Here is a 26,050-nt window from a genome sequence, read left to right on the forward strand (position 1 = left end):
GTGGCCTCTTTTTTTGCCTGTCAGCTGATATTCGTTTTGGGAATTAACAAATAGCTTCTTATTCCTTAGCGAATATACCTTCCATCCCTATACTCGTCTCATGAACGCATACATGCAGGAGGCGAATCCATGCATAACGAGTCGATCCGGTATCTGATCGTGCCAGGCTGGCAAGGGTCTCCTGATGATCATTGGCAGACCCACTGGCAGAACAGTCTGCCCAACAGCACGCGCGTGGAGCAGGCCGACTGGCTCAAGCCACGTCGTGAAGACTGGGTGGGTGAGTTGCAACGCACGATCGCCGCGCACGACACGCCAGTGATCCTGATCGCGCATAGCCTGGGTTGCGTCACCGTCGCGCACTGGGCCCGACTCGCGCCGCTGGAAACCTTGCGTCAGGTGCAGGGCGCACTGCTGGTGGCACCGGCCGACGTCGATCGTCCGAATTGCCCGCCTGCGTTGCGTAATTTTGCACCGATCCCTACTGATCTGTTGCCGTTTCCGACGCAGATCGTCAGCTCTGACAACGATCCTGCGGTCAGCTCCCAGCGGGCCATGGAGATGGCGCGTCACTGGGGTGCCGAGCTAGGCTTTCTGAGTCAGGCCGGGCATATCAACGTCAAGTCCGGCCATCAACGCTGGGAGCAGGGTTTCGCCTACCTGTATCGCCTGCAAAACCGTCTGGAGCAACACGCGCGTCGTCGTGCATGACCGGGCAGCTTGTTTATCGGACTCACCGGGTCCCGTCTTTTTAAACGCTTGAGCCATCGCAAGGGCTCAGGCGGGAGTGTGTCATGAGCCTTCACGAAAACTTCGGTCAGCCGCTGCTGACCTTTCCCGATGCGGAAAAAAGCCCACTGAGCATTCGCGCCAAGGCGCTGGTGTTTATCGATCCACGCTCGCGTCGGTTGCGTGAAGAAATGGAGCAACTGGCTCCCCGTTCTTTACCGGTACTGATCCGTGGCGAGTCCGGGACCGGCAAGGAGTTGCTGGCGCGGCATATTCATCGCGGCAGCGATCGCTCCGGGTTGTTCGTTTCAGTCAACTGCGGTGCCATCAGTCCGACCTATGCCGACGCCGAATTATTCGGCTACGCCGCCGGAGCTCACAGTGGGACGGTCAGCAGTCGCGCAGGCTGGTTCGGTTCAGCCAATGGCGGCACCTTGTACCTGGACGAGATCGGCGACCTGCCGTTGCCGATCCAGGTCAAGCTGCTCGCGGCCCTTGAAAATCACGAAGTCACGCGAGTGGGCGCCCAGCAGCCGAGCCCGGTCGATGTGCGTCTGGTCGCCGCCACCAGTATCGATCTGGCCCAGGCCGTGGCCGCCGGGAAATTCCACGAGCGTCTTTATCATTACCTGAGCGAGGGCCGCCTTGATCTGCCTGCTTTGCGCGAGCAGCCGGGCAACATCCTGCCGTTAGCCGAATATTTTGTGGGGATCTACAGCCAGCGTCTGAACCTGCCGGTGCAACTGATCAGTGAGGATGCGCAGCGCACGCTGGAGGCTCACAGCTGGCCCGGTAATACCCGTGAGCTGGAGAACGTCATTCACTTTGCCTTGTTGGTCAGCAGCGGTGATGAAATTCGCGCACACGATATCAATCTGCCGGACATCGCCGATCCGTTGACGCTGATCGAGCGCCAGACGCAGCTATTGCTCGATGGTGGTGATCGCAGGCAGCTTTCCGCGCTCAGGCAATTGCTTGAAACAGTCACCTCGGAGCTGGCGCGGCGTCCCGCTTGAGCGCGCCCCAGCGCGGTCTTGATGAGGTAAAGTAGATCCTGATGCAAAAAAGCATAAGCACTCGATTAAAAAGTATTTTATCGGAATATAAAACACCGGTAATGTCAGCATGATGTCGCAGGGTTCGGATAGCTGTGGCAAACCATTGAATAATAAGGTGTCATTTTCTGGATGACGCTCTCGGATTTCGTTAAGGACATTGCATGAAAAAGACGTTTTTGCTGACCGCTCTGGCGGCTGTGTTCTCGATTGGCCTGGCTCACGCAGGTGAAAAGCTGGTAGTCGGCGCGACGCCCGTACCGCACGCGGAAATCCTTGAGCTGATCAAGCCGACCCTGGCCAAGGAAGGTGTGGACCTGGAAATCAAGGTCTTCACTGACTACGTACAGCCGAACGTGCAACTGAACGAGAAGCGTCTGGACGCCAACTACTTCCAGACCAAGCCTTACCTGGATGGCTTCAACAAAGCCAAGGGCGACAATCTGGTGACTGGCGTGGGCGTACACGTGGAACCGTTCGGTGGCTACTCCAGCAAGTACAAGACACTGGCGGATCTGCCTGAAGGCGCAACCATCGCCATTCCAAACGAAGGCAGCAACGCAGGCCGCGCACTGCTGCTGTTGCAAAAAGGTGGCCTGATCACCCTGAAGGATCCGACCAACGCCCTGTCCACGCCGAAAGACATCGCAACCAACCCGAAGAAATTCAAATTCCGCGAACTCGAATCAGCTGTACTGCCACGTGCGTTGAAGCAGGTTGACCTTGCCCTGATCAACACCAACTACGCGCTGGAAGCCAAGCTCAATCCGAAGAAAGACGCGCTGATCATCGAGGGTGCCGATTCGCCTTACGTGAACTTCCTCGTCACCCGCAAAGACAACGCCCACACCGACGCCATCGAAAAGCTGTCGAAAGCGTTGACCAGCCAGGAAGTCAAAGACTTCATCAACAAGAAGTACGACGGCGCGGTATTGCCTGCGTTCTGATTACTGACTCTCGCTCTCCCAACTATCGTGCGACGCTCCGCGTCGCAGCTACATGCTGTATGGGGCTGGACAGAAATCTTGGTGGGAGTGAGCTTGCTCACGAAGGCGTTGGTCCAAACGCCATATTTCCGGGGGCTGCACCGGCCTCTTCGCGAGCAAGCTCGCTCCCACAAAGACATGTGTGTAAAGCTGAGCGCGGAGCATGTTGCGGGCACTTATCGTTCCTCACGCTCTGGTGTGAGGAACGATAACCTCAACTATCGTGCGACGCTCTGCGTCTCCCCACAATTCCCCGTCATAAACTCCCCCGAAAATGCTTTCTCGACAAAACGTGTCGAGTCCGGCAGTGAGCCATTCACTGCGCCGGAGTGATCCAGTTGCGGGTAGTAATGCCATTCGATGCGGTCGCCTGCCCTGCACGCGTCCTTGACCAGCGCGATCTGGCTGCGAACAGGTGAGATGACGTCCTTGCCCCCGGTACCGATAAATACCGGAATGTCCGACTTTACCGTCGGGTAGTCCGAATGGCGATTGACCTGATCCAGTGCTTTCTCGGGTGAGCGTTTGAAACTGTTGTTGAATGTCAGTCCATCCGCGACCACCTTGCGCTCGATGGCTTGCAGGCATTCACGCTGGCTGGTTTCAAACGCGGGCTTCGCGCGGTCGCTCAGGTAATCGGCGGGATGCAGCAACGGGTTGATCAGCGCGGCGGTACTCAATCGCAACAGGTTGTAGGCCAGCGACGGCGAGACCTGATCGCGGAAGTTATCCGGTCCGGTATGTTTCTCATGCAATTGAGCCATCGGATAAGGCGTCCCGGTCGCGACCACACCGACAATGTTCAATTCGGGCGCGTAAGTCTTCTGATACACGGCCGTAGCGAAAGCGGCACGGCCACCCTGGGACTGCCCAAACACAACCACCCGCGAAGACAGCTTGAACCCAGCACCTTGAACGGCGCGAATGCTGTCGAGCACACCATATGCCAGCGGACTGCTCAGCCCGAACGGGTGCAGCCCCGGCGTCCCCAAACCCTCATAGTCAGTAGCCACAATCGCATAACCCCGGCCAAGCCATTCATTCAGGTAGCGCGTATCGCGATCACTGCGCCCTGTGAATGAAGGCGCACAGATGTCCGCGCTACCGACAGTACCGTGCGCCCACGCCATCAGTGGCCATCCGCCCTTTGGCGACTTACCTCTGGGCATGAACAGAGCACCTGACACTGCGACTGGCTGATTGTTGAGCCCGTCTGTTGAGGTGTACAGGATGCGGACATTCTGTCCGGCATTTTCGAGACTCTGCTTGTCCGTCAGCGGTTCGGAGCGCAGCAGTCGGCCCGGTGTCGACGGCACTTTATCCGGCCATGTGTAAAAGGCAGAAACACCGCCCTCGCCATATCTGGTCGCATTACCAGATGGCCTGGCAGACCCTGGTGCGGCGCTGCAACCTGCGAGCAGGACCGTCAACAGGATGGCCAGAATGGCCGAGGACCTTGGCAATGAGTTCATCAGTATTTCTCCACGAGCTCACAGGAGAGGGCGTCTCAGCATGGATGTATCAAGCCAGGTATGACCTGAGGAATACTAACTGTAGCGAGCGCCGCCAGCATTAAAATCGTAAATCCAATAAGCTCCAACGCCTGGCTCGGTTAATCGCGATGCACGTCCCGGCCTACAGGAGTTTTCCATGCGTAAGGATTACCTCGCTTTCTTCGTCTCGCTTTTCCTGTCCAGGCTGGCGGATCAGATTCTGTTGTTCATTGTGCCGCTGGTGGTGTTTCAGACCACCAACAGCGCATCGTGGGCCGGGCTGGCGTTTTTCGTTGAATCGCTGCCGAGGTTTCTCGCGTTTCCGTTGTGTGGTGCCCTCTGCGACAAATACCCGCCAGTCAAAATTCTGCATATCAGCCAGATCTACCGGGCATCGCTGTGCGTGCTGGCGATGGTGCTCTACGCCATCTTTGGCGGTATCGGATGGCTGGTGGTGCTGTCGGCATTGTGCGGGGTGCTGACCACGCAAGGCATCATGGCGCGCGAAGTGCTCATGCCGCATATCTTTCAGCACTACAGCTACACCAGAACGTTTTCCTATTCCCAGATCGCCGACCAGTCCGGGCTGGTTCTCGGGCCCTTGGTCGCGGCACTGATGCTTGAAGTGTGGGCCTGGCACTGGGTCGTACTGTTGACCGCTGGCCTGTTCCTGCTGGCGGACCTGAGCATGCTCGCGTGGCAACGTCTCAGCCGTATCACGCTTGAGGTGTTCGAGCAGCATCAGGACATCTGGCTGCAGCCATTGCGGATTGCGTTCGGGCATATCCGCAGCCTGGCGGAATTGAAAAAGATCATCACGCTGGCAGTAGGCGTCAACCTGATCGTCGGTGTCACGCTGGCGACCTCGGCAGCCATGGTGATCGGTGAGTACAGCGCCGGCAAAGACAGCTATGCCGGACTGCAGGCGGCGGGCGCGGTGACGACCATTGTGATCCTGTTCTTCCTGGCCCGCGTGGCTCTGCCTATGCGCGTGCTGGGTAGCGTCGGCTTTTCGATGATCGCGACCGGGGCATTCATCAGCGCCCTGAGCCCGAACCTGATTGGCTATGCGCTGGGGTTCCTGTTGATCGTCGGCTTCGACAAGATGTTCAACGTCTACATGCGCACCCTCCGGCAGCGGGTGATACCGCCTCAGGACTTCGGCAAGACGGTGGGCGTGATCACCTTGCTCAACAACCTGTCGCAGCCTCTGGCGGGTTTGCTGGTGGCCCTGCTCGCAGCGCCCTTGGGCATCCGCCAGATCATCCTGAGTTTGGCCATGCTGACGAGCGTTATCGGGGCGGGTGCCCTGTGGTGGTTTGCAAAGGCACGCAGCCCATTCCCGACCCCGATTGTTGAGGCTGATCGGGATGCTGGGAAATGAAAGCGAGAGGGTTGGCGTGTTATGGAATTGAGGGTCAACGCAAGAGCGCTCAGACCCCCTGATAACTTCGGCAGGCTGCTCTCCGCCCCTACAGAGAGCAGCCGCCGCTTCAGCCTTAAAACGCCAATGTCACCCGGGCATTCAGCGACTGATCCGATGCGTCGTTGCTCACCTGACCGTCGTAGCTCAGGCCTACGCTCAAGGTATCGCTCAACCCCAGGTCGACACCTGCGCCGAGCACCGCTGCGCTGCGGGCGATGGGGGCGCCGGAGAGTTCGAAGGTGTCACCGCCGCTGAAGGCCGAGCGGCTTTCCGGGGTGACGTCACCGTAGGCGCGACGCCAGCCCAGTGTGGCGTTGGGTTTGATCACGACGCTGCCTGCGTTCAGGCGGGTCGCTGCACGCAGGCCCAAGGTGCTGAAGGTGATGTGGTTGTCCTGGGACTTGTTCTGCAGGCTGATGGCGTTGCTGTTCTCGTCGAAGGCGTCGGTGTCCAGGCGTACGTGTGCCAGGTTGGCGAAGGGTTCAAGCTGTGCGTTGCCCATTTCCAGGGTGTAGCCCAGTTCGCCGAAGACCTGATTGGTCGCTGCCTTGTAGTCTTCCTTGAAGTGCTCGGACGAGCCCGGCAGGTCCAGCGTGCGCTTGGCGGTCAGCTCATGCCAGGTGCGTATCGCGCCGAGGCGCAGGCCCAATTGGCCCCATTTCGCGCCGCCGTAGACACCCAGATGATAGTTGTCGCTGTCGGTCGAGCCGGACGCGTGGCGCAGGTCGAAGCTGCTGTTGCTGAAGCCTGCCAATGCACCCACACGCCAGGTGTCGTCGAGCGGTACGTCGGCGCCGAACAACAGGCCGCTGGTGCGGGTTTCGAGGCCCGAGGCGTCACGGCTGCTGTCGGTCTGGCCGGTCGCGCCGATGGCCTGGGTCCACACCACACCGCGCGAGGCGTCACCGGCGAGGGTTTGCGTGGTGCTGCCGAATGCCTGTGCGGATTGGGCTTGTTGCATGCGAGCATTCATGGCATTGCGCACCAGCCGGCTGTCTTCGATCAGTGCAGATTGGGTCGATGCATGCAGCTCGTTGGACAGCGCGCTGAACGTGGCCTGCGCCGTCGAGGCGTCGTCCTGTACCACCTGACGCCACAGCGCGTTGCCTGCGCCCGCGCTGTCCAGCCCCTGCGCGACCGCCTTGGCGTTGCGCGTGGTCGCCAGGCTGGCGAAGGTTTGTGCGTTGCGATCCAGCGTCAGCCCGACATCGGTAGCGGTGTAGTTCAGCGTCGGGGTAAGGAACGCGAAGTTGGTTTGTACGGCGGCAAATGCACCGCTCACGCCACCGGCTGCGGAGAGGATCGAGTAACGGCTGGCGGCCAGCCAGTTACCGCCCTCGACCAGTGACAGCGTGCTGTTATTGATCGTGGCGCGGCCGCTGGCGACGATGCGGTCGGCTTTGCCACTGGCGTCCGACTCCACTTGATAAACCGAACCCTGAGCCAGGTTGACGTCACCGTTGACGTTCAGTTGCCCGACCGAATTACCCGGTGCGACCACGCCACCCTGAGCGACGTTGATGCCGCCGACGGTGCCGTTGCCACCCAGCGTTGCGCCTTGCTGCACGCTGACGATGGAGTTACCGAGGTTGCCATTCACTGCCAGGCGACCGGCCTGCACGGACGTCGCGCCGGACAGGCTGCTGTTGCCGGTCAGGTTCAGCGATCCGATACCGCGTTTGATCAGCGCACCGTTGCCGGTCAGGGTGTTGGCGAGGGTGTCGTTGGTGGACTGATCGACCATCAGCGTTGCGTTATCGGTGATCGTGCCGCTGCCGAAGGCCTGGGCATGACCGGTCAGGGTGCCGCCGTTGATCAGCGTGCCGCCCGAGTAGGTGTTGTTGCCGGTCAGGATCAGGTTGCCCGTACCGTTCTTGATCAGTGCGCCGCTGCCGCTGATGTCGTTGCGCCAGGCGTCGATGGCGTTATAGCCACCCAGGCTGGCGTTCATGTTGACGGTGACGTTGGAATTGAACGCGCCGTAACCATCGCCTGCGGCATACAGGTTCAGGCGACCGTAGCCACCTGACTGATCGATCACTGCGTAGCCCGACGACAGTTCAGTGGTCGCCAGAATCTCGCGGCGCTGGCTGGCGTCCAGGTACGGGAAGCGTGTTTCCAGCAGCACTTCAGCGTTGGTTGGCACGACCGGGGCGAGGTTGGTCGGGCCGACCGGGTCGAAGCCGTAGGTCATGCGCGCGGTGTACAGCGCCTTGTCCTGTGCGTGCTGGGAAGTGCGGTCGGTGGCCGGGTCGATGGCCGTCATGCAATTGTTGACGTCGCCGCCGCACTGAGCAGTGAAATAGGCCAGCGCCTGTGCGCGAGCATCGGCGCGCAATTGCGTGTTGGCGGAATTGGACAGATTGTCGATTGCGAAATAGGTCGCGGTGATTCGCCCGCCCATCACGTCGAAGGGCGAGTGCATGCCCGCTTCGATGCGGTTGTCGCCGATCTCCGAAGCACGCAGCATCAGCTCGCTGAACCGCTCCGGGATCGCGTAGGCCAAGGCGTAGGCTGACAGGTAAGCGGCGTTGGTGTGACCGCTGGGGAAACCCGAGTCACTGGCCGGCGTGGTGCTTTCGGCCGGGCGCAGGGACGGCGCGACGACGAATGCCAGGCTCTGTCCGTCGAGGCTCTGCCGCCATGGCCGTGGATACAGATAGTGGGACTTGGCCGGAGTCGTGGAGGCATCGTTGCGCACGGCGCCGACCAGATCGACCACCTTGCCCAGCGCTGAAGACGAACTGCCTGCGCCATTGCCTTTGTCGTCGTACTTGACGGTTTTGTTGCTGTCGTCGAATTGCGTGATCGTCGTGAACGCGCCCGCGCCTGCTTTGTAAGCATCGCTCAGCGAGCCCAGGCCGCTGATGGCGCTGTAGCTCTGGTCGCGGCGGTCATCGAAGTAGGCGGCGGTTTCCTGCGCCAGCGTGCGCGAGTTGGCACGGTCGACCACGATCTGCAGGTTGCGCCGAAGCAGGCTCTGACCGAGGGCCGTCGGCGTGCCAGTGTCCCAGGTTGCACCGGTTGTCCACAGGGTGTTGAACCCGGAGAGCAGATCGACACCGTTTATACGATTGTCATTGGCACGGCTCGCAGCCTGAACCGAGACGGCAAGCAGCGACAGTATCAATGACGACACCATTACATGGACAACCGGTTTATTGGATCGCATAGCAGGCGCTTCACTCAGGTCGAATAAGGCGCCGACCCTAGCAAGCCGTTCTGACACTTCGATGTAACTGTCATGACACATTTATGCTGGATTGGGCCTGCGAGGCACCCGCATGAAATATTCGGCGCTATCGTTATTCCCCAACGGTATTTAAATTCTCTTTCTTATACCTATAGAGTTTCGTCTTTCAGTCACACAGTCCTGGAGTCGGAGTTCTCATGCCAGCAGCCTCCCTCGCTTCATTGTCCGCTCAACCTGCTTCGCAATCCTTCGAAGTGCGTCCATTCACCGAAAAGGTGGGCGCGGAAATCGTTGGGCTGGATCTGTCCAGGCCGTTGAACGATGCCGACTTCGCTCGTATGCATCAGGCACATCTGGATCACCATGTGGTGGTGTTCCGCGATCAGCAGATCACGCCGCAGCAGCAGATCGATTTCAGCCGGCGCTTCGGGGTGCTGCAGATCCATGTGCTCAAGCAGTTTCTGTTGGCCAACCACCCGGAAATCCTGATCGTCTCCAATATTGTCGAGAACGATAAGCCCGTGGGCCTGGGCGATGCCGGCAAGTACTGGCATTCGGACCTGTCTTACAAGGAGCTGCCGAGCCTGGGCTCGATGCTTTACGCCCAGGAACTGCCGAGTGAAGGCGGCGATACGCTGTTTGCAGATATGCACCTGGCGTGGGAAACGTTGCCGCAACACCTGCGCGATGCGGTTGAAGGGCGTTCAGCGGTGCACAGTTACACCGCACGCTACGCCGAGGGCCACAACGCCGCCAACTGGCGTCCGACCCTGACCGCCGAGCAACTGGCGCAGGTGGTGGAAGTCAGCCACCCGATCGTTCGCACCCACCCTGAAAACGGGCGCAAGGCGCTGTTCGTCAGCGAGGGTTTCACGACACGCATCCTCGGTCTGCCGGAAGACGAGAGCCGTCAGATTCTCAACGAGATTTACGCGCACAGCGTGAAGCCCGAGCACATCTATCGGCACCAGTGGCAGGCCAACGACATGGTGTTCTGGGACAACCGTTCCCTGATCCATCTGGCTGCCGGCTGCCCGGCGCATCTGCGTCGCAAACTGCATCGCACGACCATTCAAGGCACCGCGCCATTTTGATTCAGGAGAGCCGTTCATGAATGCTGTCGCGCAAGGCCACACGGCCAGCACCAGCACCCAACCGCAGCCGGCGGCACAGCCCACTGCTGAAGCCTTGCTGCAAGTTCGCGGCGTCAGCCTCGAATACCGCACGCCAGAACGCGTGGTGCGGGCGACGCATCAGGTCAGTTTCGAAGTCGATCCGGCCGATCGTTTCGTGCTGCTCGGGCCATCCGGTTGCGGCAAGTCGACGTTGCTCAAGGCGGTGGCCGGTTTCATCGAGCCCAGTGAGGGCGAGATTCGCCTGGCGGGGCATCAGGTCACCGAGCCTGGCCCGGACCGCATCGTGGTGTTTCAGGAGTTCGACCAGTTGCCACCGTGGAAAACCGTGATCGAGAACGTCATGTTTCCGCTGCTGGCATCACGCACGCTGAAGCGCCCCGAAGCGTTGGAGCGCGCACGTTATTACCTGGAAAAGGTCGGCCTCAGCGCGTTTGCCGATGCCTATCCGCACACCTTGTCCGGTGGCATGAAGGCCCGTGTAGCAATTGCCCGAGCCTTGGCCATGCAGCCGAAAATCCTGCTGATGGATGAGCCGTTCGCCGCGCTGGATGCACTGACCCGCCGCAAGATGCAGGAAGAGCTGCTGGAGCTGTGGGACGAGGTGCGCTTTACGTTGCTGTTCGTCACGCACTCCATCGAAGAAGCGCTGGTGGTCGGTAACCGCATCCTGCTGCTGTCGCCGCATCCGGGCCGTGTACGGGCGGAAATCAACAGCCATCAATACGACCTGAAAAGTCTCGGCGGCGTCGGCTTTCAGCAAACCGCGCAGCGTATTCATCGGTTGTTGTTCGATGAGGGCGAGGCCGGGCCGGTGGAGCAGGATCTGAATTTTCAGGACATCCGGATTGCTTATTGACTGGCCGCACTGGTACAGGTTTTTGATTCTGGCCGAAGGCCGTAGGAGCGAACTCGTTCGCGAAGACGGTAGTTCAGACAATGCATCTTTTGAGAATGTAACGGCCCATTCGCGAACAAACTCGCTCCACGCCCTGCGAGCAGAATCAAAGGCTAAATAATGAATGCTGTGCGTATTAACGCTTCCCAGAGCGTTCTGTATACGCTTTTTACGACTACCGAGAACCCGAATCATGAGCCTCGCACCTCCCGCTCGCGAAGAATATGAAATCACGCTGGAGCCTTTCACTCAGGAAGACCTGGCCCGCGATCTGCCCCTGGCACAGCGCATCTGGCAACTGAGCTGGGTGCGCAAATGCGTCATCATGATCGCCCTGGCGGTGATCTGGGAACTGGCCGCACGTCTGCAGAACAACGACCTGCTGTTGCCGAGCTTTCTACAAACGGCTGCCGCTTTTTATGACGGGCTGATCTCCGGTGAGTTGCCGGGCAAGGTCTGGATCTCCCTGACCGTGCTGATTCAGGGCTACCTGATCGGCATCGTGCTGGCGTTCGCCCTGACCACTCTGGCAGTGTCCACCCAACTGGGCCGCGACCTGCTCAGCACGCTGACTGCGATGTTCAATCCGTTACCGGCCATTGCCCTGCTGCCGCTGGCGCTGCTGTGGTTCGGGCTGGGTCAGAACAGCCTGATCTTCGTGCTGGTGCATTCAGTGTTGTGGGCACTGGCGCTCAATACTTACGCGGGCTTTCTGGGTGTCTCGGAAACCCAGCGCATGGCAGGTCGCAACTATGGTCTCAAAGGCCTGCGCTTTGTCTGGCACATCCTGATTCCTGCTGCGCTGCCATCGATTCTCGCCGGTCTGAAAATCGGCTGGGCCTTTGCCTGGCGCACGCTGATTGCTGCCGAACTGGTGTTTGGCGCGTCCTCCGGCAAGGGCGGTCTGGGCTGGTACATCTTTCAGAATCGTAACGAGCTGTATACCGACAAGGTTTTTGCGGGTCTGGCGGCGGTGATCCTCATCGGCCTGCTGGTCGAGAACCTGCTGTTCGCCAACATCGAGCGCCTGACCGTCAAGCGTTGGGGCATGCAGCGTTGAAACGCCGTCTTTTTTTGAATAATCAGGGTGAGAACCACATGAATACTGCATTTCAACGCCCGGCACTGACTGTGTTGGCGGCGACGCTCGGCTTGTTTGGCGCGCTGCTCAGCGGCGGCGCTCAGGCGGAAGGCAAGATCAGCATCGCTCAGCAATTCGGCATCGGCTACCTGATCCTCGACGTGGTGCGCGATCAGAAACTGATCGAGAAACACGGCAAGGAGCAGGGCCTGGACATTGAGGTCGACTGGAACAGTATTTCAGGTGCCACGGCGATGAACGAAGCGCTGCTGGCCGGCGCACTGGACGTGGTGTCGGCAGGCGTGCCGCCGATGCTGACCGTCTGGGACCGCACCAAGGGCAAACAGAACGTCAAGGCGATTGCCTCGCTGGGTTCGATGCCCAATTACCTGCTGACCAACAACCCCAACGTCAAGACTCTCAAGGACTTCACCGACAAGGACCGCATCGCTGTACCGGCTGCGGGCGTGGGCTTCCAGTCGCGCACATTGCAGATCGAAACCGCCAAGCTGTTCGGTAACGACAACTACAAGAAATTCGACAACATCTCGGTCAGCCTCGCGCACCCGGATGCGACTTCCGCGCTGATTGCCGGTGGTTCGGAAATCAACTCGCACTTTTCCAGCCCGCCGTTCCAGTATCAGGAACTGGAGAACCCCAACGTCCATAAGGTGCTCAGTTCCTATGACGTGCTGGGCGGCCAGGCGACGTTCAACGTGCTCTACACCACCGAGAAATTCCACGACAAAAACCCCAAGACCTACAAGGCGTTCTACGACGCGCTGGCTGAAGCCGAGAAGATCATCAAGGCCGACAAGCCCGCTGCCGCGCAGACGTACATCCGCGTCGAGCAATCGAAGCTGCCGTTGCCACTGGTAGAGAAAATCGTCGCCGACCCGGAAATCGACTTCACCGTCACGCCGCAGCGCACCTTCATCTACGCCGAGAAACTGCATGAGCTGGGCGTGTTGAAAAACAAGGCGGCGAGCTGGAAGGATTTCTTCTTCGAAGAAGCACACGGCACCGAGGGCAGCTGATCGGCGCGGTTTGCAGACGACGCGGAGCGTCGCGAACGGCATTCCCACGCAGAGCGTCAGGAACGATAGGCGATCTGAGGAATGTCATCGTACCCATGCTCCGCGTGGGTATGCATTTCTGGACGCTCTGCGTCCTCTTCTGAAAGATTCAGGTTACTTCCGCTCACGAAAAACCTGTCCTGCAGGACCTTTCCTTCAGTCTTTTCCCTTTCCTGCGTATGACCTTTCCTAGAAAATCCCGGGCCCTTGTGCCTGCCAACTCTGCACACTAGGCTGCGTCGGTCGCTGATTTTTCCAGCGATCGGGTTTAGCAGCCTGTTTGTGGATAACAAGTGGCGCAAGTGCCGTTTATGGGGGCTTTGCGTGGGGCACCTTCGGGTGCGCCGGTTGCTTGCGCTTGTTCCACACCGGTCTGCTAACCCGCGTCAAAGTCGCCACCCTTGTTTGTTTAGCAGCAGGCATCTGGTGGTCTTGTCAGCTAAAGGAATAAGCGATGATCAACTCAACCCCATCCCCGCCGCTCCCCAACTCTCTGGAAGACTCTCTGATGCAGGTCAGCGACATACTGCGCTGTGCCTCGGCCACCGCGTATGAAACCGGTGACAACCTTGACGGCCTGAAACGTGATCTGGCGTTCTCGGTGGTGCATCTGATCAATATGGCCAAGGCCGAGCTGGAGCGCTCGCTGGAATGCGTTCAGAACCCCTGACAATAATGATGAAACCTAGCAGTTCTACGAGTAGCCGCTGCGGTCCCTGCGGTGCATTGTGTGCTTGAAGAGGCCTGCCTCGCTGATCAAGACCACTCCGGTTACTCGCCATGCGCCAGCCAACCCCTCTGTGCCGTTACCGCTACGACGCGCTTGACCGGCTCGCGGCTCGCACGCCTGCGATAGGAACCATTGCCCGTTCGTTCTATCAGTCCGACACGCTGGTCAGCGAGGTTCAGGGGGCGGAACACCTTCGTTTCCTGCATCGCGACCGTCAGTTGCTGGCCATGCAGTCAGCGCTCGCCACGTTGTTGATCGGCTCGGACCAACAGCACAGCGTGCTCCACACCGTATCGGCCGGCTTGCCTGGACCTATCGCCTACACCCCCTACGGGCATCGGCAAGCATTGAACCAGTTGCCAGGCTTCAACGGTGAGCGACCCGATCCGTTGACCGGTCATTATCTGCTGGGCAATGGTTATCGTGCCTACAACCCGGCACTGATGCGTTTCAACAGTCCGGACAGTATGAGTCCGTTTGGCAAGGGTGGTATGAATGCGTATGCGTACTGCGCGGGGGACCCGGTTAATCGGTCTGATCCGACCGGGCATGAGGTGGATGTTGGTCAGGTACTTTCATTTGTCTGGATAGGGCTCGGCTTGTTCGGTGCTTTCGTGGGTGTAAAGACGGCTGTTCCTGCGATAAAGGCTATCGCCAAGGGCGGTGAACCCTTATCAACGAAACTGATAGCGGCCTCAGCAGTCGGCCAGCTTGCAGCCAGCAGCGTGTTTACAGTAAGCCGGGTAATCAATGCGGTCGATCCTGACACTCCTGCTGCGAATATTTTGCTCGCGACGGCAATAGGCTTGTTGATTCCAGTGCTAGCCGTTCGGACAGTCAGCCCACGCATCAAGCGTTGGGAGGATGCAGGGACCAATATAAAGCTGGTTAAGCAAAGGCCTTCAAACGGTGTAGTTGCTACTGCCGCTGTAAACATTCGAAGACCATCCGTCGGGGGTGATCAGGCAAACGATCCTGGTACAGCTATGTCGTATTGATATGTTTATCTGTACATGATTTCTCCAGCCTGACTCACCTGAGTGCTTACTCCATCATCAAGGATCGATCATGGCTATTCTCTGCAAGTACACCTACGACCCGCTGGACCGCGTATCCACAGTGACGCCATTGGCGCAGGCCGTCGCCAACCGCTTCTACAATGGCGAGCAACTGATGACCGAGTTGCACGGCGACAGGCAACGAACCTGTATCCGTGCAGGCGCACAATGGCTGGCGCAACAGAGTAGGGAGGGCGATGAGGTCGTGACAATGATGGTCGCCAGCGACCTGCACAACAGCGTTCTGCATGCGAGTGAAGACGGACACCAGGCGGACATTGCCTACTCGCCTTACGGTCACCATGACATTGCCCAGGCCCTCGATGGAATGCCCGGTTTCAACGGCGAACCGAGCGACCCTCTCACCGGTTATTACCTGCTTGGCAACGGTTATCGCGCCTACAACCCAGTGCTGATGCGCTTCAACAGCCCGGACAGCCTGAGCCCGTTTGGCAAGGGTGGCGTGAATGCGTATGCGTATTGCGCGGGAGATCCGGTCAACCGGGTTGATCCGACAGGGCATGAAAGCGCGTGGTTTTGGGTGGGTTTAGGTCTGTCGGTACTCGGCGCGCTTGGAGGGGTGCGAGGAATGATCGCATCGAGGGGGGCCAAGACAATGGCAGTCTCGGCCGCCGGCTTATTAACAGGTGGTGCTGGCGTTATTCCAACGATAGGGTCAATGTTGACGAAAGACGCGCACCCCGAGACCAGCTCAATACTTAACTATGTAGGATTTGGCTTAGGAGTCGCTTCGACAGTGCTTAGGCGGGGCTCCTTAGCTGCGAGACGAATCAGTAAAAGACGCATTATTCAAGCTAGAGCAAGGCAGAACGACGCGAAAAGAGCAGCGCAAGCTCCTAACCCCAACAACGATCTACCGCCTCCGTATGAGCTACCGCCATCGTATGATCAGGCATATCCAGATTCTCGCTCCCGAGACATCGCTAGGACGAGGGCTTTTGACACTTCTGGCTCATCAATAAGGTCAAGGGATTCGTCCGACATCCCTTTACAGAACGTGGGGAGCAACGCTCAGGCTACTAGCGCAGATATCAGAACGCCCACTTAGTGAATGCCGTCTTGATGCCATCCAGCCTTCTGCCAGAACCTGGGCGATTTTACAGAGCCATGACAACCCATGAGCTTGTTACCCAGGTCACCCGGACTCTTGCTTTCGGGTGACCTACTGATAGTTTTGCCAGTGGACGGTCGGCCCCGACGGGCTCACGCTAAGGCCCTGACTTCGTCATCATCAGGGAACGATAATGGCCATCCTCTGCAAGTACACCTATGACCCGCTGGACCGCGTATCCACAGTGACGCCCTCGGCCCAGGCCGTCGCCAACCGGTTCTATAACGGCGAGCAACTGATGACCGAGCTGCACGGCGACAGGCAACGAACCTGTATCCGTGCAGGCGCACAATGGCTGGCGCAACAGAGTCGGGAGGGCGATGAGGTCGTGACAATATGATTGCCAGCGACCTGCACAACAGTTCAGAACAGTTGCCTACCATTCATAGAACGGGCTATCCCAAAAACAAGAGGTTAACCAAGAAAAGATTCAAGCAACATTTGTCAGAAGTAGACAAGATGGAAGCAATAGTAGAAGAGCCTGTCGATTCAATTCGTGCAGGTCATTGAGAGTCGTTTAGTCCTGGTCGTTTAGTCCTATAAGCTACCTGCACTTTTTCAAAGAGGCCCAAGGTCATTTCTTTCCTGAAATTTGAACGGGCAACACTATAAAAGCCGGAGGCAGAGCGCGCCCGGACCTATCTTCAGGGCAAAGAGCTTGTGAATCAGCCGTCTCATGTCGCAACGTCCGAGTCATCGTAAACGTGTTCTGATCACTCCCCCAATGAACCCTCCCTCTCGCACACAGTCGCATACTCACGCTATTCTCTCGCCCTGATCACGCCCGCATCCGGCAGTTGCACAAGGAGTCTGCATGCCCGTTCGTATTTCAAGACTGGTTACGTTCGGTCTGGCCGCTGCCTTGGCGGCGCTGGCCGGTTGTGGCGAGGAAAAACCGGCGGCGCCCGAACTGCCCAGAGTTTATGTGCAGACGGTAAAAAGTGCCGACTTCGCCGCCAGTGTCGCCCTGACCGGTGATGTTCAGGCGCGAGTGCAGACCCGTCTTTCGTTCCGGGTCAATGGCAAGATCATTCAGCGTAATGTCGATGTGGGCGATCGGGTCACTGCCCGGCAAGTGCTGGCGCGGCTCGATCCCAAGGATCTGCAGATCAATGTCGACTCGGCCGCTGCTGCTGTGGCCGCCGAGCAGGCCCGCGTGAATCAGGCCAGCGCTGCTTTCGTTCGACAACAAAAACTGTTGCCCAAGGGCTACACCAGTCGTAGCGAATATGACTCTGCACAGGCCGCCTTGCGCGGTAGTGAAAGTTCGTTGAAGGCGGCGCAGGCGCAATTGGCCAATGCCCGTGAACAACTGGGTTATACCGCTCTGGTGGCCGATGCACCGGGTGTGATCACCGCGCGTCAGGCTGAAGTCGGGCAAGTGGTGCAGGCCACCATGCCGATTTTCGATCTGGCACGCGACGGTGATCGCGATGCGGTGTTCAATGTCTACGAGTCGCTGTTCGTCAAGCCGCCGACCAATCAGGCTGTGCAGGTCACGTTACTCGATAACCCGAACATCAAGGTCAGCGGCAAAGTGCGCGAAGTGACCCCGGCGGTATCCGCGCAGACCGGCACCTTGCAGGTCAAGATCGCTCTGGACCCGTTGCCTGAAGGCATGGACCTGGGTTCGGTGGTCAGCGTGGCGCTGAGCGCACCGGCCAACGCCAGTGTCGAGTTGCCATGGGCAGCGCTGACCAAGGACCTCGGCGAACAGTTGGGCAAGCCTGCCGTGTGGGTGGTGGACGAGCAGGGCAAGGTCAATTTGCGCAAGGTCACCGTCACCCGTTACCTGACCGCCAAAGTCATCATTGGCGACGGGCTCAAGAGTGGAGAGAAAGTCGTGGTGGCAGGCGGACAGTTGTTACATCCGGACATGCAGGTCGAAATTGCCGAACAGCCCAAGCAACAGAACGCACAGGTGCAGCCATGAAGCGTATGTCGTGCCTGCCGCTGGGCGGCCTGCTGTTGAGCGGTTTTCTATTGAGCGGCTGTGGCAAGGATGAAACACCTCCCGAGCCGGTGCGCCCCGTCGTCTTCGTCGAAGCAAAGCCTGAGTCGAATCAGGATTTCGGGCGTTTCGCCGGCAACATCCAGGCGCGTTATCAAAGTGTGCTGGGCTTTCGTGTCGCGGGGCGCATTGCCCGACGCGACGTTGACGTAGGTGCTGAGGTCAAGAAAGGCGATTTGCTCGCAACCCTCGATCCGACCGATCAGCAGAACGCCGTGCGTGCCCGGCAGGGCGACCTGGCCAATGTTCAGGCGCAGTACATCAACGCCCAGGCCAATGCCCGCCGTCAGCAGGAGCTGTTCGATCGCGGCGTCGGTGCCCAGGCGCAACTGGACATCGCCCTGACCGATCTGAAGACCGCCAGTTCGTCGCAGGAGCAAGCCAGAGCCGCGGCTCAACAGGCCCGCGACCAATTGAGTTATAGCGAGCTGCGCAGTGATCACGATGCGGTGGTCACCGAATGGAAGGTCGAAGCCGGGCAGGTGGTGACAGCCGGTCAGGAAGTCGTGACCCTGGCGCGGCCGGACATCAAGGAGGCGGTGATCGACCTGCCCGATACACTGGCCGATCAGTTACCGTCCGACGTGGTATTCACCGTCGCCAGTCAGCTGAATCCGGAAGTGAACACCACTGCCACCATTCGCGAAATCGAACCCCAGGCCGACCGCACGACACGTACTCGCCGTGCGCGTCTGTCGCTGGCGCAAACGCCAGCGGCGTTCAGGCTGGGCACGGCCATCAGTGTGACGCTCAGCTCGACCATCACGCCGCGCATGCGTCTGCCGATCAATGCCCTGCAGGAAGTCGATGGCAAACGCCAGGTCTGGATCGTCGACTCGCAGAGCCAGACGGTGAACCCCAGAGCGGTGACTATTGCCAGCCGTGACAGCGACTCCTTTGTGCTGACCGATGGCGTCAAAGCAGGTGAAAAAGTGGTGAGCGCGGGCGTCAACAGTCTCAAGGCGGGCCAGAAAGTCAAAGTCGATGAGGAAAGCCCGCGATGAAAGGGAATTTCAATTTATCCGAGTGGGCCATCAAGCATCAGTCGTTCGTCTGGTACCTGATGTTCGTCGCGCTGTTGATGGGCGTGTTTTCCTACATGAAACTGGGGCGCGAGGAAGACCCGTCCTTCACCATCAAGACGATGATTATCCAGACCCGCTGGCCGGGCGCGACGGTGGACGAGACCCTCGAGCAGGTCACCGACCGCATCGAGAAGAAGCTCGAAGAGCTGGACTCGCTGGACTACGTGAAGAGCTATACCCGACCGGGTGAGTCCACGGTTTTCGTGTACTTGCGTGATACGACCAATGCCAAGGCGATACCGGAAATCTGGTATCAGGTGCGCAAGAAAGTCGATGACATCCGTGGCCAGTTTCCGCAGGGGCTGCAAGGCCCGTCGTTCAACGACGAGTTCGGTGATGTGTACGGCTCGATCTATGCGTTTACAGCAGACGGTTTCTCGATGCGTCAGTTACGTGACTACGTCGAGAAGGTCCGCGCCGACATCCGTGACGTGCCCGGCCTTGGCAAAGTCGAGATGATCGGTCAGCAGGACGAAGTGGTGTACCTGAACTTCTCGACACGCAAACTCGCGGCACTGGGCATTGACCAGAGCCAGGTGGTGCAAAGCCTGCAATCGCAGAACGCGGTGACGCCTGCCGGGGTGATCGAAGCCGGGCCGGAGCGGATTTCGGTGCGTACCTCCGGCCAGTTTGCTTCCGAGAAGGATCTGGCTGCCGTCAATCTGCGCATCAATGATCGCTTTTACCGTCTGAGCGACATTGCCGACATCTCTCGTGGTTACACCGATCCGCCCAAGCCGCTGTTCCGCTTCGATGGCAAACCGGCGATCGGCCTGGCCATCGCGATGCAGAAGGGTGGCAATATCCAGTCGTTCGGCAAGGCGCTGCATGAGCGTATGGACGCTACAACGGCGGAGCTGCCAGTCGGCATTGGTGTGCACAAGGTATCGGATCAGGCCGAGGTGGTGAACAAGGCCGTGGGCGGCTTCACCAGCGCGTTGTTCGAGGCGGTGATTATCGTGCTGTTGGTCAGCTTCGTCAGCCTTGGGTTTCGTGCAGGGTTGGTGGTCGCGTGTTCAATTCCGCTGGTACTGGCGATGGTGTTTGTATTCATGGAATACAGCGGCATTACCATGCAACGGATTTCCCTAGGCGCGCTGATCATCGCCCTCGGCCTGCTGGTGGATGACGCCATGATTACCGTGGAAATGATGGTCACACGGCTGGAAATGGGTGAATCCAAGGAGCAGGCGGCCACGTACGCCTACACCTCGACAGCGTTCCCGATGCTCACCGGTACGCTGGTGACCGTGGCCGGCTTTGTGCCGATCGGTCTGAACAACAGCTCGGCGGGGGAATACACGTTCACGCTGTTTGCTGTCATCGCCGTGGCGATGCTGGTGTCGTGGGTGGTTGCCGTTCTGTTTGCGCCGGTGATCGGCGTGCACATTCTGAGCGCCAACATCAAACCGAAATCCGAAGAGCCAGGCCGCATAGGTCGGGCATTCAACGGCAGCATGCTCTGGGCCATGCGTCATCGCTGGCTGGCGATTGCCATCACGGTAGGGTTGTTCGCCGCGTCGCTGTTCTCCATGCAGTTCGTGCAGAACCAGTTCTTCCCGTCTTCGGACCGCCCGGAAATTCTGGTCGACTTGAACCTGCCGCAGAGCGCCTCGATCAACGAAACGCGCAAGGTGGTTGATCGTTTTGAAGCGAGCCTCAAGGACGACCCGGACATCGAGCGCTGGAGCACCTACATCGGCCAGGGCGCGTTGCGTTTCTACCTGCCACTCGATCAGCAACTGGAAAATCCGTTCTACGCCCAGCTGGTCATTGTCAGCAAAGGCCTGGAAGAGCGTGGCGCATTGACTGCCCGTCTGCAAAAACGCCTGCGTGATGACTTCGTCGGCATCGGGTCGTATGTGCAGGCGCTGGAAATGGGCCCGCCGGTGGGTCGTCCGTTGCAGTATCGCGTCAGCGGCGAGAACATCGACAAGGTGCGTCAGCACGCCATCGAGCTGGCCACGCTGCTCGACCACAACCCGCATGTGGGCGAAGTGATCTACGACTGGAACGAGCCGGGCAAGGTCCTGCGCATCGACATCAATCAGGACAAGGCCCGGCAGTTGGGGCTGTCGTCGGAAGACGTCGCCAAGCTGATGAACAGCGTGGTCAGTGGTTCTACCGTGACTCAGGTGCGCGATGATATCTATCTGATCAATGTGGTCGGGCGTGCCGAAGATGCCGAGCGCGGCACACCGGAAACCCTGCAGAACCTGCAAATCGTGACACCGACCGGTACGTCGATTCCGCTGCTGGCGTTTGCCACGGTAGGTTACGAGCTGGAGCAGCCATTGGTCTGGCGCCGCGATCGCAAGCCGACCATCACTGTGAAAGGCGCCGTCCGCGACGCGATTCAGCCAACTGATCTGGTCAAACAGCTGCAACCGGAAATCGACAAGTTTGCCGCAGGCCTGCCGGTCGGCTACAAGGTGGCAACCGGCGGTACGGTCGAAGAAAGCAGCAAGGCACAGGGGCCGATTGCCAGCGTTGCGCCGCTGATGTTGTTTCTCATGGCGACGTTCCTGATGATTCAGTTGCACAGCATTCAGAAGATGTTCCTGGTAGCCAGTGTCGCGCCTCTGGGGCTTATCGGCGTGGTGCTGGCGCTGATCCCGACGGGGACGCCACTGGGGTTCGTGGCGATTCTCGGGGTGCTGGCGCTGATCGGCATCATCATCCGTAACTCGGTGATTCTGGTGACCCAGATCGATGCCTATGAAAAAAGCGGTTATTTGCCGTGGGACGCCGTGGTCGAAGCCACCGAGCATCGCCGTCGTCCGATCCTGTTGACGGCTGCAGCGGCCAGCCTGGGCATGATCCCGATTGCTCGCGAAGTATTCTGGGGGCCGATGGCCTACGCCATGATCGGCGGTATCATCATCGCCACGCTGCTGACCTTGCTGTTCCTGCCAGCGCTATACGTGGCCTGGTACCGCATCAAGGAGCCAACCGACGAACAGCGTCAGGAAGCCGAAGAAAAGAACGAAGATGAAAACGCGCAGCCTGCGCATTGATGATCGTTCCAACGCTCCGCTTTTGATGATCGTCCCCACGCTCTGCGTGGGGATGCATTTCTCGACGCTCTAGCGCCGCCAGACACTCGCCAACCACGGCTGCTGCTCTCTCGGCAATCCGGCGGGGCGGTAGTAATGTTCCAGTTCGACAAAGCCTGCTTCGGTCAGCAATTCGCGCCATGATTCCAGGTCGTGATAAGCGCCGTAACGTTCGCCGTTCCAGCCTTCCTGATTCTCACCGCGCGGGTTGGAGCTGAACAGCACGCCGCCCGGTTTGAGCGTGGCATGCAACTGACGCAGAACGCGTGGCAGTTCCTGTTTGGGGATGTGGAACAACACTGCGTTGGCGAAGAGGCCATCGAAGCGTCCGTGCGGCAGGTCGAGTTCGAGGAAGTTCTGCTGCAGCACTTCGCAACCGGTCTCGGCACGGGCCATCTCGGCGAAACGTTCGGAGCCGTCGAGCCCGACCGCCACATGGCCCATCGCGGTAAACGCTTTCAGGTCGCGGCCCGGCCCGCAGCCAAAGTCGAGAATCTGCCAGGGTGCCGGCCCTTCGATATGCCGCAGCAGGGCGTCGATATTCTGGCTGACGTCGTGGTCGCGGGTGCCTTCGCGGAAGTCGTCGGCCACGCTGTTGTAATTGCCGAGGGTCGCGGCGGTGATCTGCGCGAGGGTCTGTGGGTCGAGTTTCATCAAGGGCGGTCCGGTAAAGGAAGACCGCCAATATACCCTCGCTGCGTTGCGGCTGCTTAGCGCCTGTCGAAGCTGCGTGCCAATCGGTCGCCGCCCAGTTGCACCAGCGCGACGACCGCAACCAGCAAGACGATCACTGTCAGCATCACCTGCGTGTCGAAGCGCTGATAGCCATAGCGATAGGCAATATCGCCCAATCCGCCTGCACCGATGGCACCGGCCATGGCCGATGAGTTGATCATGGTCACCAGGGTAATGGTGAAGCCACCGACGATACCGGGGCGCGCTTCCGGCAGCAGCACATGCCAGATGATGTGCCAGCGCCGACAGCCCATCGCCTGCGCGGCCTCGACCAAACCATGATCGACCTCGCGCAGGCTCACTTCGGCGATCCGCGCAAAGAACGGCGTGGCGGCAATGGTCAGCGGCACGACGGCTGCCCATACGCCATAAGTGGTACCGACGATCATCCGCGTGAACGGAATCAGCGCGACCATCAGGATCAGAAACGGAATCGAGCGAAACAGGTTCACGAAGCCGCCCAGCACCCGGTTGATCCCCGGTGCTTCATAGATGCCGCCTTTGGAACTGGTCACTAGGATCACTGCCAGCGGAATGCCCAGCAGCAGTGCGATCAATGACGACACACCGACCATCAGAAATGTGTCGAGGGTGCCTTGTAGCAAGCGATCAACCCACATAACCCAATACCTCCGCGCGTGGCGCCAGTGTGCGGGCGCGCGTCAGTAGCTCGTCCCGGCTGTGCGGCGAGCCGGCAACCGACAGAATGAGATGCCCGATGGCGCGCTCCTGAATCCGCTCGACCCCGCCCTGCAGCAATTGCACCTTACCGCCCAGCGCGGCAAACAGCGCAGCCAGATCCGGCCCTTCGTCACTGACACCGGTAAAATGCACGTCCAGCAGCAGGGCCGCATCGGGTCGTTGCGGCTGATCGCTCAGGCGCTCGGCCCACTCTTTCGGCAGCCCGGTTTGCAGCGGCGCCAGCAAGGTTTTGCTGACATGGTGCTGCGGGTCGCCAAACACCTGCCATACCGGCCCCTGCTCGACGACTCGCCCCTGTTCCAGCACTACGACGCGGTGGCAGATGTCACGGATCACCGCCATTTCATGGGTGATCAGCACGATGGTCAGGCCCAGGCGCTGGTTGATCTCGCGCAGCAGGCCGAGGATCGACTGGGTGGTTTCCGGGTCCAGTGCCGAAGTGGCTTCGTCGCACAACAGAATCGCCGGGTCGTGCACCAGCGCGCGGGCGATGCCGACACGCTGTTTCTGCCCGCCGGACAGCTGCGCGGGATACGCCTTGTGCTTGTCCTGCAAACCCACCAGCTCCAGCAACTGCGAGACCTTGCGCGCGCGTTGCTCCTTCGGCACGCCGGCGACCTTGAGTGGCAGTTCGACGTTCTGCCAGACGGTCTTGGCCGACATCAGGTTGAAGTGCTGGAAGATCATGCCGATGCGTCGGCGCAGCTCCACCAGCTTGTCTTCGTCGAACTCGCCGATGTCCACCTGATCGATCAACACGCGACCGCTGCTGGGTTGTTCCAGGCGGTTGATGGTGCGGATCAACGAGGATTTGCCTGCGCCGCTGCGACCGATAATGCCGAAGATCTCGCCGCGCTGGACGGCCAGATCGATATTGCCCAGCGCCTCCACCGGGCCTTGCTTGCCATGATAGGTCTTGCCCAGGTTGATGAAGCGTACATGCGCGCGATTCAGCTCCGGGTGCAGTTCGGCCTGTTGCGCCCACTGACCTGCGCCCGCTATGTCGAGTGGCCGTTGGCGTTGCGCGGTTGCGGTCATTCTTTCCACCCGGCCTGGTAAAGCTTGCCGTTGACCTTGTCCAGTGAGGCGCGGACGAGCGGCGAGTGCTGGTAAATATCGACGAATTTTGCCAGACGCGGGTCATCCTTGTGATCAGGCTTGATCACGAACTGAATCACGTATTCCGGGTGGTCCATGCCGTCGAACAGGATCGCCGAGTCAGCGGGAAAGGTCTTGGCCAGACGGATGTAGGCGGGGTAGCCCTGCACCAGATCGGCATCGTCGTAGGCTCGCACCAATTGCACGGCTTCGACCTGAATGAGCTTGAGTTTTTTCGGGTTGGCCGTGATGTCTTCCTCGGTGGCCTTGTAACCAACACCTTCCTTGAGCGTGATCAGCCCGGCCTTGGCCAGCAGTTGCAGGCCGCGTCCGCTGTTGATCGGGTCATTGGCGATGGCCACGGTAGCGCCGGTCGGCAGTTCGTCGAAGCTTTTGTACTTTTTCGAGTACAGACCTACGTTGTTGATGATCCCCGGTGCGTAAGGCACCAGACCGAAGCCGGCGGCTTCGTTGGCGTTGGTCAGGAACGGGATGTGCTGAAAGTAGTTCACGTCGATATCGCCGGCAGCGAGGCTGACATTGGGCGCGATCCAGTCGGTGAACTCGACCAGCTCGACCTTCAGGCCCTGCTTGCCAGCCTCTTCGACAGCGGCTTCGAGCGGTATGGCGAAGGCTGCCGTGGTCCCGACTTTCAGGGGTTTATCGTCGGCGTAAGCGGTCAGGGTCAACAGACCGAGGGCCAGTGCAGCGAGGGTTTTGCTCATGATGCGGTCCTTTTAAAAATCCCTAAGTCTCGTCCCCACGCCTTGTGCTTATTGCTCCCACAAGACCTGTGTACAACGCCAAGCGCTTCAGCGTGGGGGCGCATGTCGTCATCAAATACGGCGGCGTGCCGTCCCCGGCAGCGCATCGGTCCTGTGGGAGCGAGCTTGCTCGCGAAGAGGCCAGTGCAGACACAAAAAACAGGGCGTCTGGACAATCGCTTTCGCGAGCAAGCTCGCTCCCACAAAAACCTGTGTACAACGCCAAGCGCTTCGGCGTGGGGGCGCATGTCGTCATCAAATATGCCGGTGTGCCGTCCCCGGCAGCGCCTCGGTCCTGTGGGAGCGAGCTTGCTCGCGAATAGGCCAGTGCAGACACAAAAAACAGGGCGTCTGGACAATCGCTTTCGCGAGCAAGCTCGCTCCCACAAGACCTGTGTACAACGCCAAGCGCTTCAGCGTGGGGGCGCATGTCTTCATCAAATACGGCGGCGTGCCGTCCTCGGCAGCGCCTCGCTCCCACAAGATTTGTGTACAACGCCAAGCGCTTCAGCGTTGGGGCGCATGTCGTCATCAAATACGGCGGCGTGCCGTCTCCGGCAGCGCATCGGTCCTGTGGGAGCGAGCTTGCTCGCGAAGAGGCCAGTGTAG

20 protein-coding genes and 1 pseudogene are annotated in these 26,050 nt (G+C 59.5%); 15 read left to right on the forward strand and 6 right to left on the reverse strand.

Annotation, left to right across the window (positions count from 1 at the left end):
* Positions 1 to 129: 129 nt before the first annotated feature.
* The 3 genes from JOE39_RS21215 (at position 130) to JOE39_RS21225 (ending at position 2,731) form a co-directional block, all read left to right on the forward strand.
* Complete coding sequence (locus JOE39_RS21215) at positions 130 to 711, forward strand: alpha/beta hydrolase (protein WP_003317322.1); 582 nt, start codon at positions 130 to 132, stop codon at positions 709 to 711.
* Between the two features lie 83 nt (positions 712 to 794).
* Positions 795 to 1,745: a sigma 54-interacting transcriptional regulator gene (locus JOE39_RS21220; RefSeq protein ID WP_024664945.1), complete on the forward strand. Its 951-nt coding sequence runs from the start codon at positions 795 to 797 to the stop codon at positions 1,743 to 1,745.
* 203 nt (positions 1,746 to 1,948) lie between these two features.
* Positions 1,949 to 2,731 carry a MetQ/NlpA family ABC transporter substrate-binding protein gene (locus tag JOE39_RS21225; RefSeq protein WP_003317320.1) on the forward strand — a complete coding sequence of 261 codons (783 nt, stop codon included), beginning with the start codon at positions 1,949 to 1,951 and terminating at the stop codon, positions 2,729 to 2,731.
* A gap of 257 nt (positions 2,732 to 2,988) precedes the next feature.
* On the opposite strand, the gene JOE39_RS21230 is transcribed toward JOE39_RS21225, so the two are convergent.
* A complete protein-coding gene (locus tag JOE39_RS21230) occupies positions 2,989 to 4,242 on the reverse strand; it encodes a lipase family protein (RefSeq protein ID WP_017278831.1) in 1,254 nt (417 codons plus the stop codon).
* A gap of 178 nt (positions 4,243 to 4,420) precedes the next feature.
* On the opposite strand from JOE39_RS21230, the gene JOE39_RS21235 reads away from it, so the two are divergent.
* Positions 4,421 to 5,647 carry an MFS transporter gene (locus tag JOE39_RS21235; RefSeq protein ID WP_017278830.1) on the forward strand — a complete coding sequence of 409 codons (1,227 nt, stop codon included), beginning with the start codon at positions 4,421 to 4,423 and terminating at the stop codon, positions 5,645 to 5,647.
* Positions 5,648 to 5,762: 115 nt separating this feature from the next.
* Here the strand turns inward: JOE39_RS21235 and JOE39_RS21240 are convergent, their stop codons facing one another.
* Positions 5,763 to 8,861, reverse strand: coding sequence for an autotransporter domain-containing protein (locus JOE39_RS21240; RefSeq protein ID WP_024664040.1), 3,099 nt, complete (start codon positions 8,859 to 8,861; stop codon positions 5,763 to 5,765).
* 218 nt (positions 8,862 to 9,079) lie between these two features.
* Between JOE39_RS21240 and JOE39_RS21245 the strand changes: the two genes are divergently transcribed.
* From JOE39_RS21245 to JOE39_RS21295, 11 genes and pseudogenes are all read left to right on the forward strand, one after another.
* Complete coding sequence (locus JOE39_RS21245) at positions 9,080 to 9,976, forward strand: TauD/TfdA family dioxygenase (protein ID WP_024664039.1); 897 nt, start codon at positions 9,080 to 9,082, stop codon at positions 9,974 to 9,976.
* A gap of 16 nt (positions 9,977 to 9,992) precedes the next feature.
* Positions 9,993 to 10,874 (forward strand): ABC transporter ATP-binding protein, encoded by an 882-nt coding sequence (locus tag JOE39_RS21250; RefSeq protein ID WP_016566951.1) that lies wholly within the window; start codon positions 9,993 to 9,995, stop codon positions 10,872 to 10,874.
* Positions 10,875 to 11,106: 232 nt separating this feature from the next.
* Entirely contained in the window at positions 11,107 to 11,973 is an 867-nt protein-coding gene (locus JOE39_RS21255) for an ABC transporter permease (RefSeq protein ID WP_003317308.1), read from the forward strand.
* Positions 11,974 to 12,011: 38 nt separating this feature from the next.
* Positions 12,012 to 13,031 carry an ABC transporter substrate-binding protein gene (locus tag JOE39_RS21260; RefSeq protein ID WP_003341510.1) on the forward strand — a complete coding sequence of 340 codons (1,020 nt, stop codon included), beginning with the start codon at positions 12,012 to 12,014 and terminating at the stop codon, positions 13,029 to 13,031.
* A 493-nt stretch (positions 13,032 to 13,524) separates the two neighbouring features.
* Positions 13,525 to 13,740 carry a hypothetical protein gene (locus JOE39_RS21265; RefSeq protein WP_003392450.1) on the forward strand — a complete coding sequence of 72 codons (216 nt, stop codon included), beginning with the start codon at positions 13,525 to 13,527 and terminating at the stop codon, positions 13,738 to 13,740.
* A 110-nt stretch (positions 13,741 to 13,850) separates the two neighbouring features.
* The gene (locus JOE39_RS21270; protein WP_024661706.1) at positions 13,851 to 14,798 is read left to right on the forward strand and encodes an RHS repeat-associated core domain-containing protein; all 948 of its coding nucleotides are present in this window, start codon (positions 13,851 to 13,853) and stop codon (positions 14,796 to 14,798) included.
* A gap of 70 nt (positions 14,799 to 14,868) precedes the next feature.
* A complete protein-coding gene (locus JOE39_RS26415; protein ID WP_074996787.1) occupies positions 14,869 to 15,927 on the forward strand; it encodes an RHS repeat-associated core domain-containing protein in 1,059 nt (352 codons plus the stop codon).
* Between the two features lie 196 nt (positions 15,928 to 16,123).
* Positions 16,124 to 16,353 (forward strand): annotated as a pseudogene (locus JOE39_RS21280) (RHS repeat-associated core domain-containing protein); the annotation flags it as partial.
* Between the two features lie 451 nt (positions 16,354 to 16,804).
* Complete coding sequence (locus JOE39_RS21285) at positions 16,805 to 17,923, forward strand: efflux RND transporter periplasmic adaptor subunit (protein ID WP_044312640.1); 1,119 nt, start codon at positions 16,805 to 16,807, stop codon at positions 17,921 to 17,923.
* Complete coding sequence (locus tag JOE39_RS21290) at positions 17,920 to 19,005, forward strand: efflux RND transporter periplasmic adaptor subunit (RefSeq protein WP_210078315.1); 1,086 nt, start codon at positions 17,920 to 17,922, stop codon at positions 19,003 to 19,005. Before JOE39_RS21285 ends, JOE39_RS21290 begins: the two co-directional genes overlap by 4 nt.
* On the forward strand, positions 19,002 to 22,103 hold the full coding sequence (locus JOE39_RS21295) for an efflux RND transporter permease subunit (protein WP_003426051.1): 3,102 nt from the start codon (positions 19,002 to 19,004) through the stop codon (positions 22,101 to 22,103). Before JOE39_RS21290 ends, JOE39_RS21295 begins: the two co-directional genes overlap by 4 nt.
* A 69-nt stretch (positions 22,104 to 22,172) precedes the next feature.
* On the opposite strand, the gene JOE39_RS21300 is transcribed toward JOE39_RS21295, so the two are convergent.
* The 4 genes from JOE39_RS21300 to JOE39_RS21315 are packed head-to-tail and all read right to left on the reverse strand — an operon-like array spanning position 22,173 to position 25,402.
* Positions 22,173 to 22,796, reverse strand: a complete 624-nt coding sequence (locus JOE39_RS21300; RefSeq protein ID WP_003392437.1) for a class I SAM-dependent methyltransferase — start codon at positions 22,794 to 22,796, stop codon at positions 22,173 to 22,175.
* A gap of 56 nt (positions 22,797 to 22,852) precedes the next feature.
* On the reverse strand, positions 22,853 to 23,497 hold the full coding sequence (locus JOE39_RS21305; RefSeq protein WP_003341491.1) for a methionine ABC transporter permease: 645 nt from the start codon (positions 23,495 to 23,497) through the stop codon (positions 22,853 to 22,855).
* Positions 23,487 to 24,617, reverse strand: coding sequence for a methionine ABC transporter ATP-binding protein (locus JOE39_RS21310; RefSeq protein ID WP_103362818.1), 1,131 nt, complete (start codon positions 24,615 to 24,617; stop codon positions 23,487 to 23,489). Before JOE39_RS21310 ends, JOE39_RS21305 begins: the two co-directional genes overlap by 11 nt.
* Positions 24,614 to 25,402 carry a MetQ/NlpA family ABC transporter substrate-binding protein gene (locus JOE39_RS21315; RefSeq protein ID WP_057406573.1) on the reverse strand — a complete coding sequence of 263 codons (789 nt, stop codon included), beginning with the start codon at positions 25,400 to 25,402 and terminating at the stop codon, positions 24,614 to 24,616. Before JOE39_RS21315 ends, JOE39_RS21310 begins: the two co-directional genes overlap by 4 nt.
* Positions 25,403 to 26,050 lie beyond the last annotated feature (648 nt).

This window comes from Pseudomonas sp. PvP100, assembly GCF_017833055.1.
GTDB lineage: Bacteria > Pseudomonadota > Gammaproteobacteria > Pseudomonadales > Pseudomonadaceae > Aquipseudomonas > Aquipseudomonas syringae.

What these genes read in the sequence shown, in the direction of transcription:
- JOE39_RS21245 (WP_024664039.1), top strand. Translation starts at nt 9,080, where the DNA reads ATGCCAGCAGCCTCCCTCGCTTCATTGTCCGCTCAACCTGCTTCGCAA.
- JOE39_RS21295 (WP_003426051.1), top strand. Translation starts at nt 19,002, where the DNA reads ATGAAAGGGAATTTCAATTTATCCGAGTGGGCCATCAAGCATCAGTCG.
- JOE39_RS21240 (WP_024664040.1), bottom strand. Translation starts at nt 8,861, where the DNA reads ATGCGATCCAATAAACCGGTTGTCCATGTAATGGTGTCGTCATTGATA.
- JOE39_RS21215 (WP_003317322.1), top strand. Translation starts at nt 130, where the DNA reads ATGCATAACGAGTCGATCCGGTATCTGATCGTGCCAGGCTGGCAAGGG.
- JOE39_RS21315 (WP_057406573.1), bottom strand. Translation starts at nt 25,402, where the DNA reads ATGAGCAAAACCCTCGCTGCACTGGCCCTCGGTCTGTTGACCCTGACC.
- JOE39_RS21250 (WP_016566951.1), top strand. Translation starts at nt 9,993, where the DNA reads ATGAATGCTGTCGCGCAAGGCCACACGGCCAGCACCAGCACCCAACCG.
- JOE39_RS21225 (WP_003317320.1), top strand. Translation starts at nt 1,949, where the DNA reads ATGAAAAAGACGTTTTTGCTGACCGCTCTGGCGGCTGTGTTCTCGATT.
- JOE39_RS21255 (WP_003317308.1), top strand. Translation starts at nt 11,107, where the DNA reads ATGAGCCTCGCACCTCCCGCTCGCGAAGAATATGAAATCACGCTGGAG.
- JOE39_RS21220 (WP_024664945.1), top strand. Translation starts at nt 795, where the DNA reads ATGAGCCTTCACGAAAACTTCGGTCAGCCGCTGCTGACCTTTCCCGAT.
- JOE39_RS21230 (WP_017278831.1), bottom strand. Translation starts at nt 4,242, where the DNA reads ATGAACTCATTGCCAAGGTCCTCGGCCATTCTGGCCATCCTGTTGACG.
- JOE39_RS21310 (WP_103362818.1), bottom strand. Translation starts at nt 24,617, where the DNA reads ATGACCGCAACCGCGCAACGCCAACGGCCACTCGACATAGCGGGCGCA.
- JOE39_RS21305 (WP_003341491.1), bottom strand. Translation starts at nt 23,497, where the DNA reads ATGTGGGTTGATCGCTTGCTACAAGGCACCCTCGACACATTTCTGATG.
- JOE39_RS21290 (WP_210078315.1), top strand. Translation starts at nt 17,920, where the DNA reads ATGAAGCGTATGTCGTGCCTGCCGCTGGGCGGCCTGCTGTTGAGCGGT.
- JOE39_RS26415 (WP_074996787.1), top strand. Translation starts at nt 14,869, where the DNA reads ATGGCTATTCTCTGCAAGTACACCTACGACCCGCTGGACCGCGTATCC.
- JOE39_RS21235 (WP_017278830.1), top strand. Translation starts at nt 4,421, where the DNA reads ATGCGTAAGGATTACCTCGCTTTCTTCGTCTCGCTTTTCCTGTCCAGG.
- JOE39_RS21285 (WP_044312640.1), top strand. Translation starts at nt 16,805, where the DNA reads ATGCCCGTTCGTATTTCAAGACTGGTTACGTTCGGTCTGGCCGCTGCC.
- JOE39_RS21265 (WP_003392450.1), top strand. Translation starts at nt 13,525, where the DNA reads ATGATCAACTCAACCCCATCCCCGCCGCTCCCCAACTCTCTGGAAGAC.
- JOE39_RS21300 (WP_003392437.1), bottom strand. Translation starts at nt 22,796, where the DNA reads ATGAAACTCGACCCACAGACCCTCGCGCAGATCACCGCCGCGACCCTC.
- JOE39_RS21270 (WP_024661706.1), top strand. Translation starts at nt 13,851, where the DNA reads ATGCGCCAGCCAACCCCTCTGTGCCGTTACCGCTACGACGCGCTTGAC.
- JOE39_RS21260 (WP_003341510.1), top strand. Translation starts at nt 12,012, where the DNA reads ATGAATACTGCATTTCAACGCCCGGCACTGACTGTGTTGGCGGCGACG.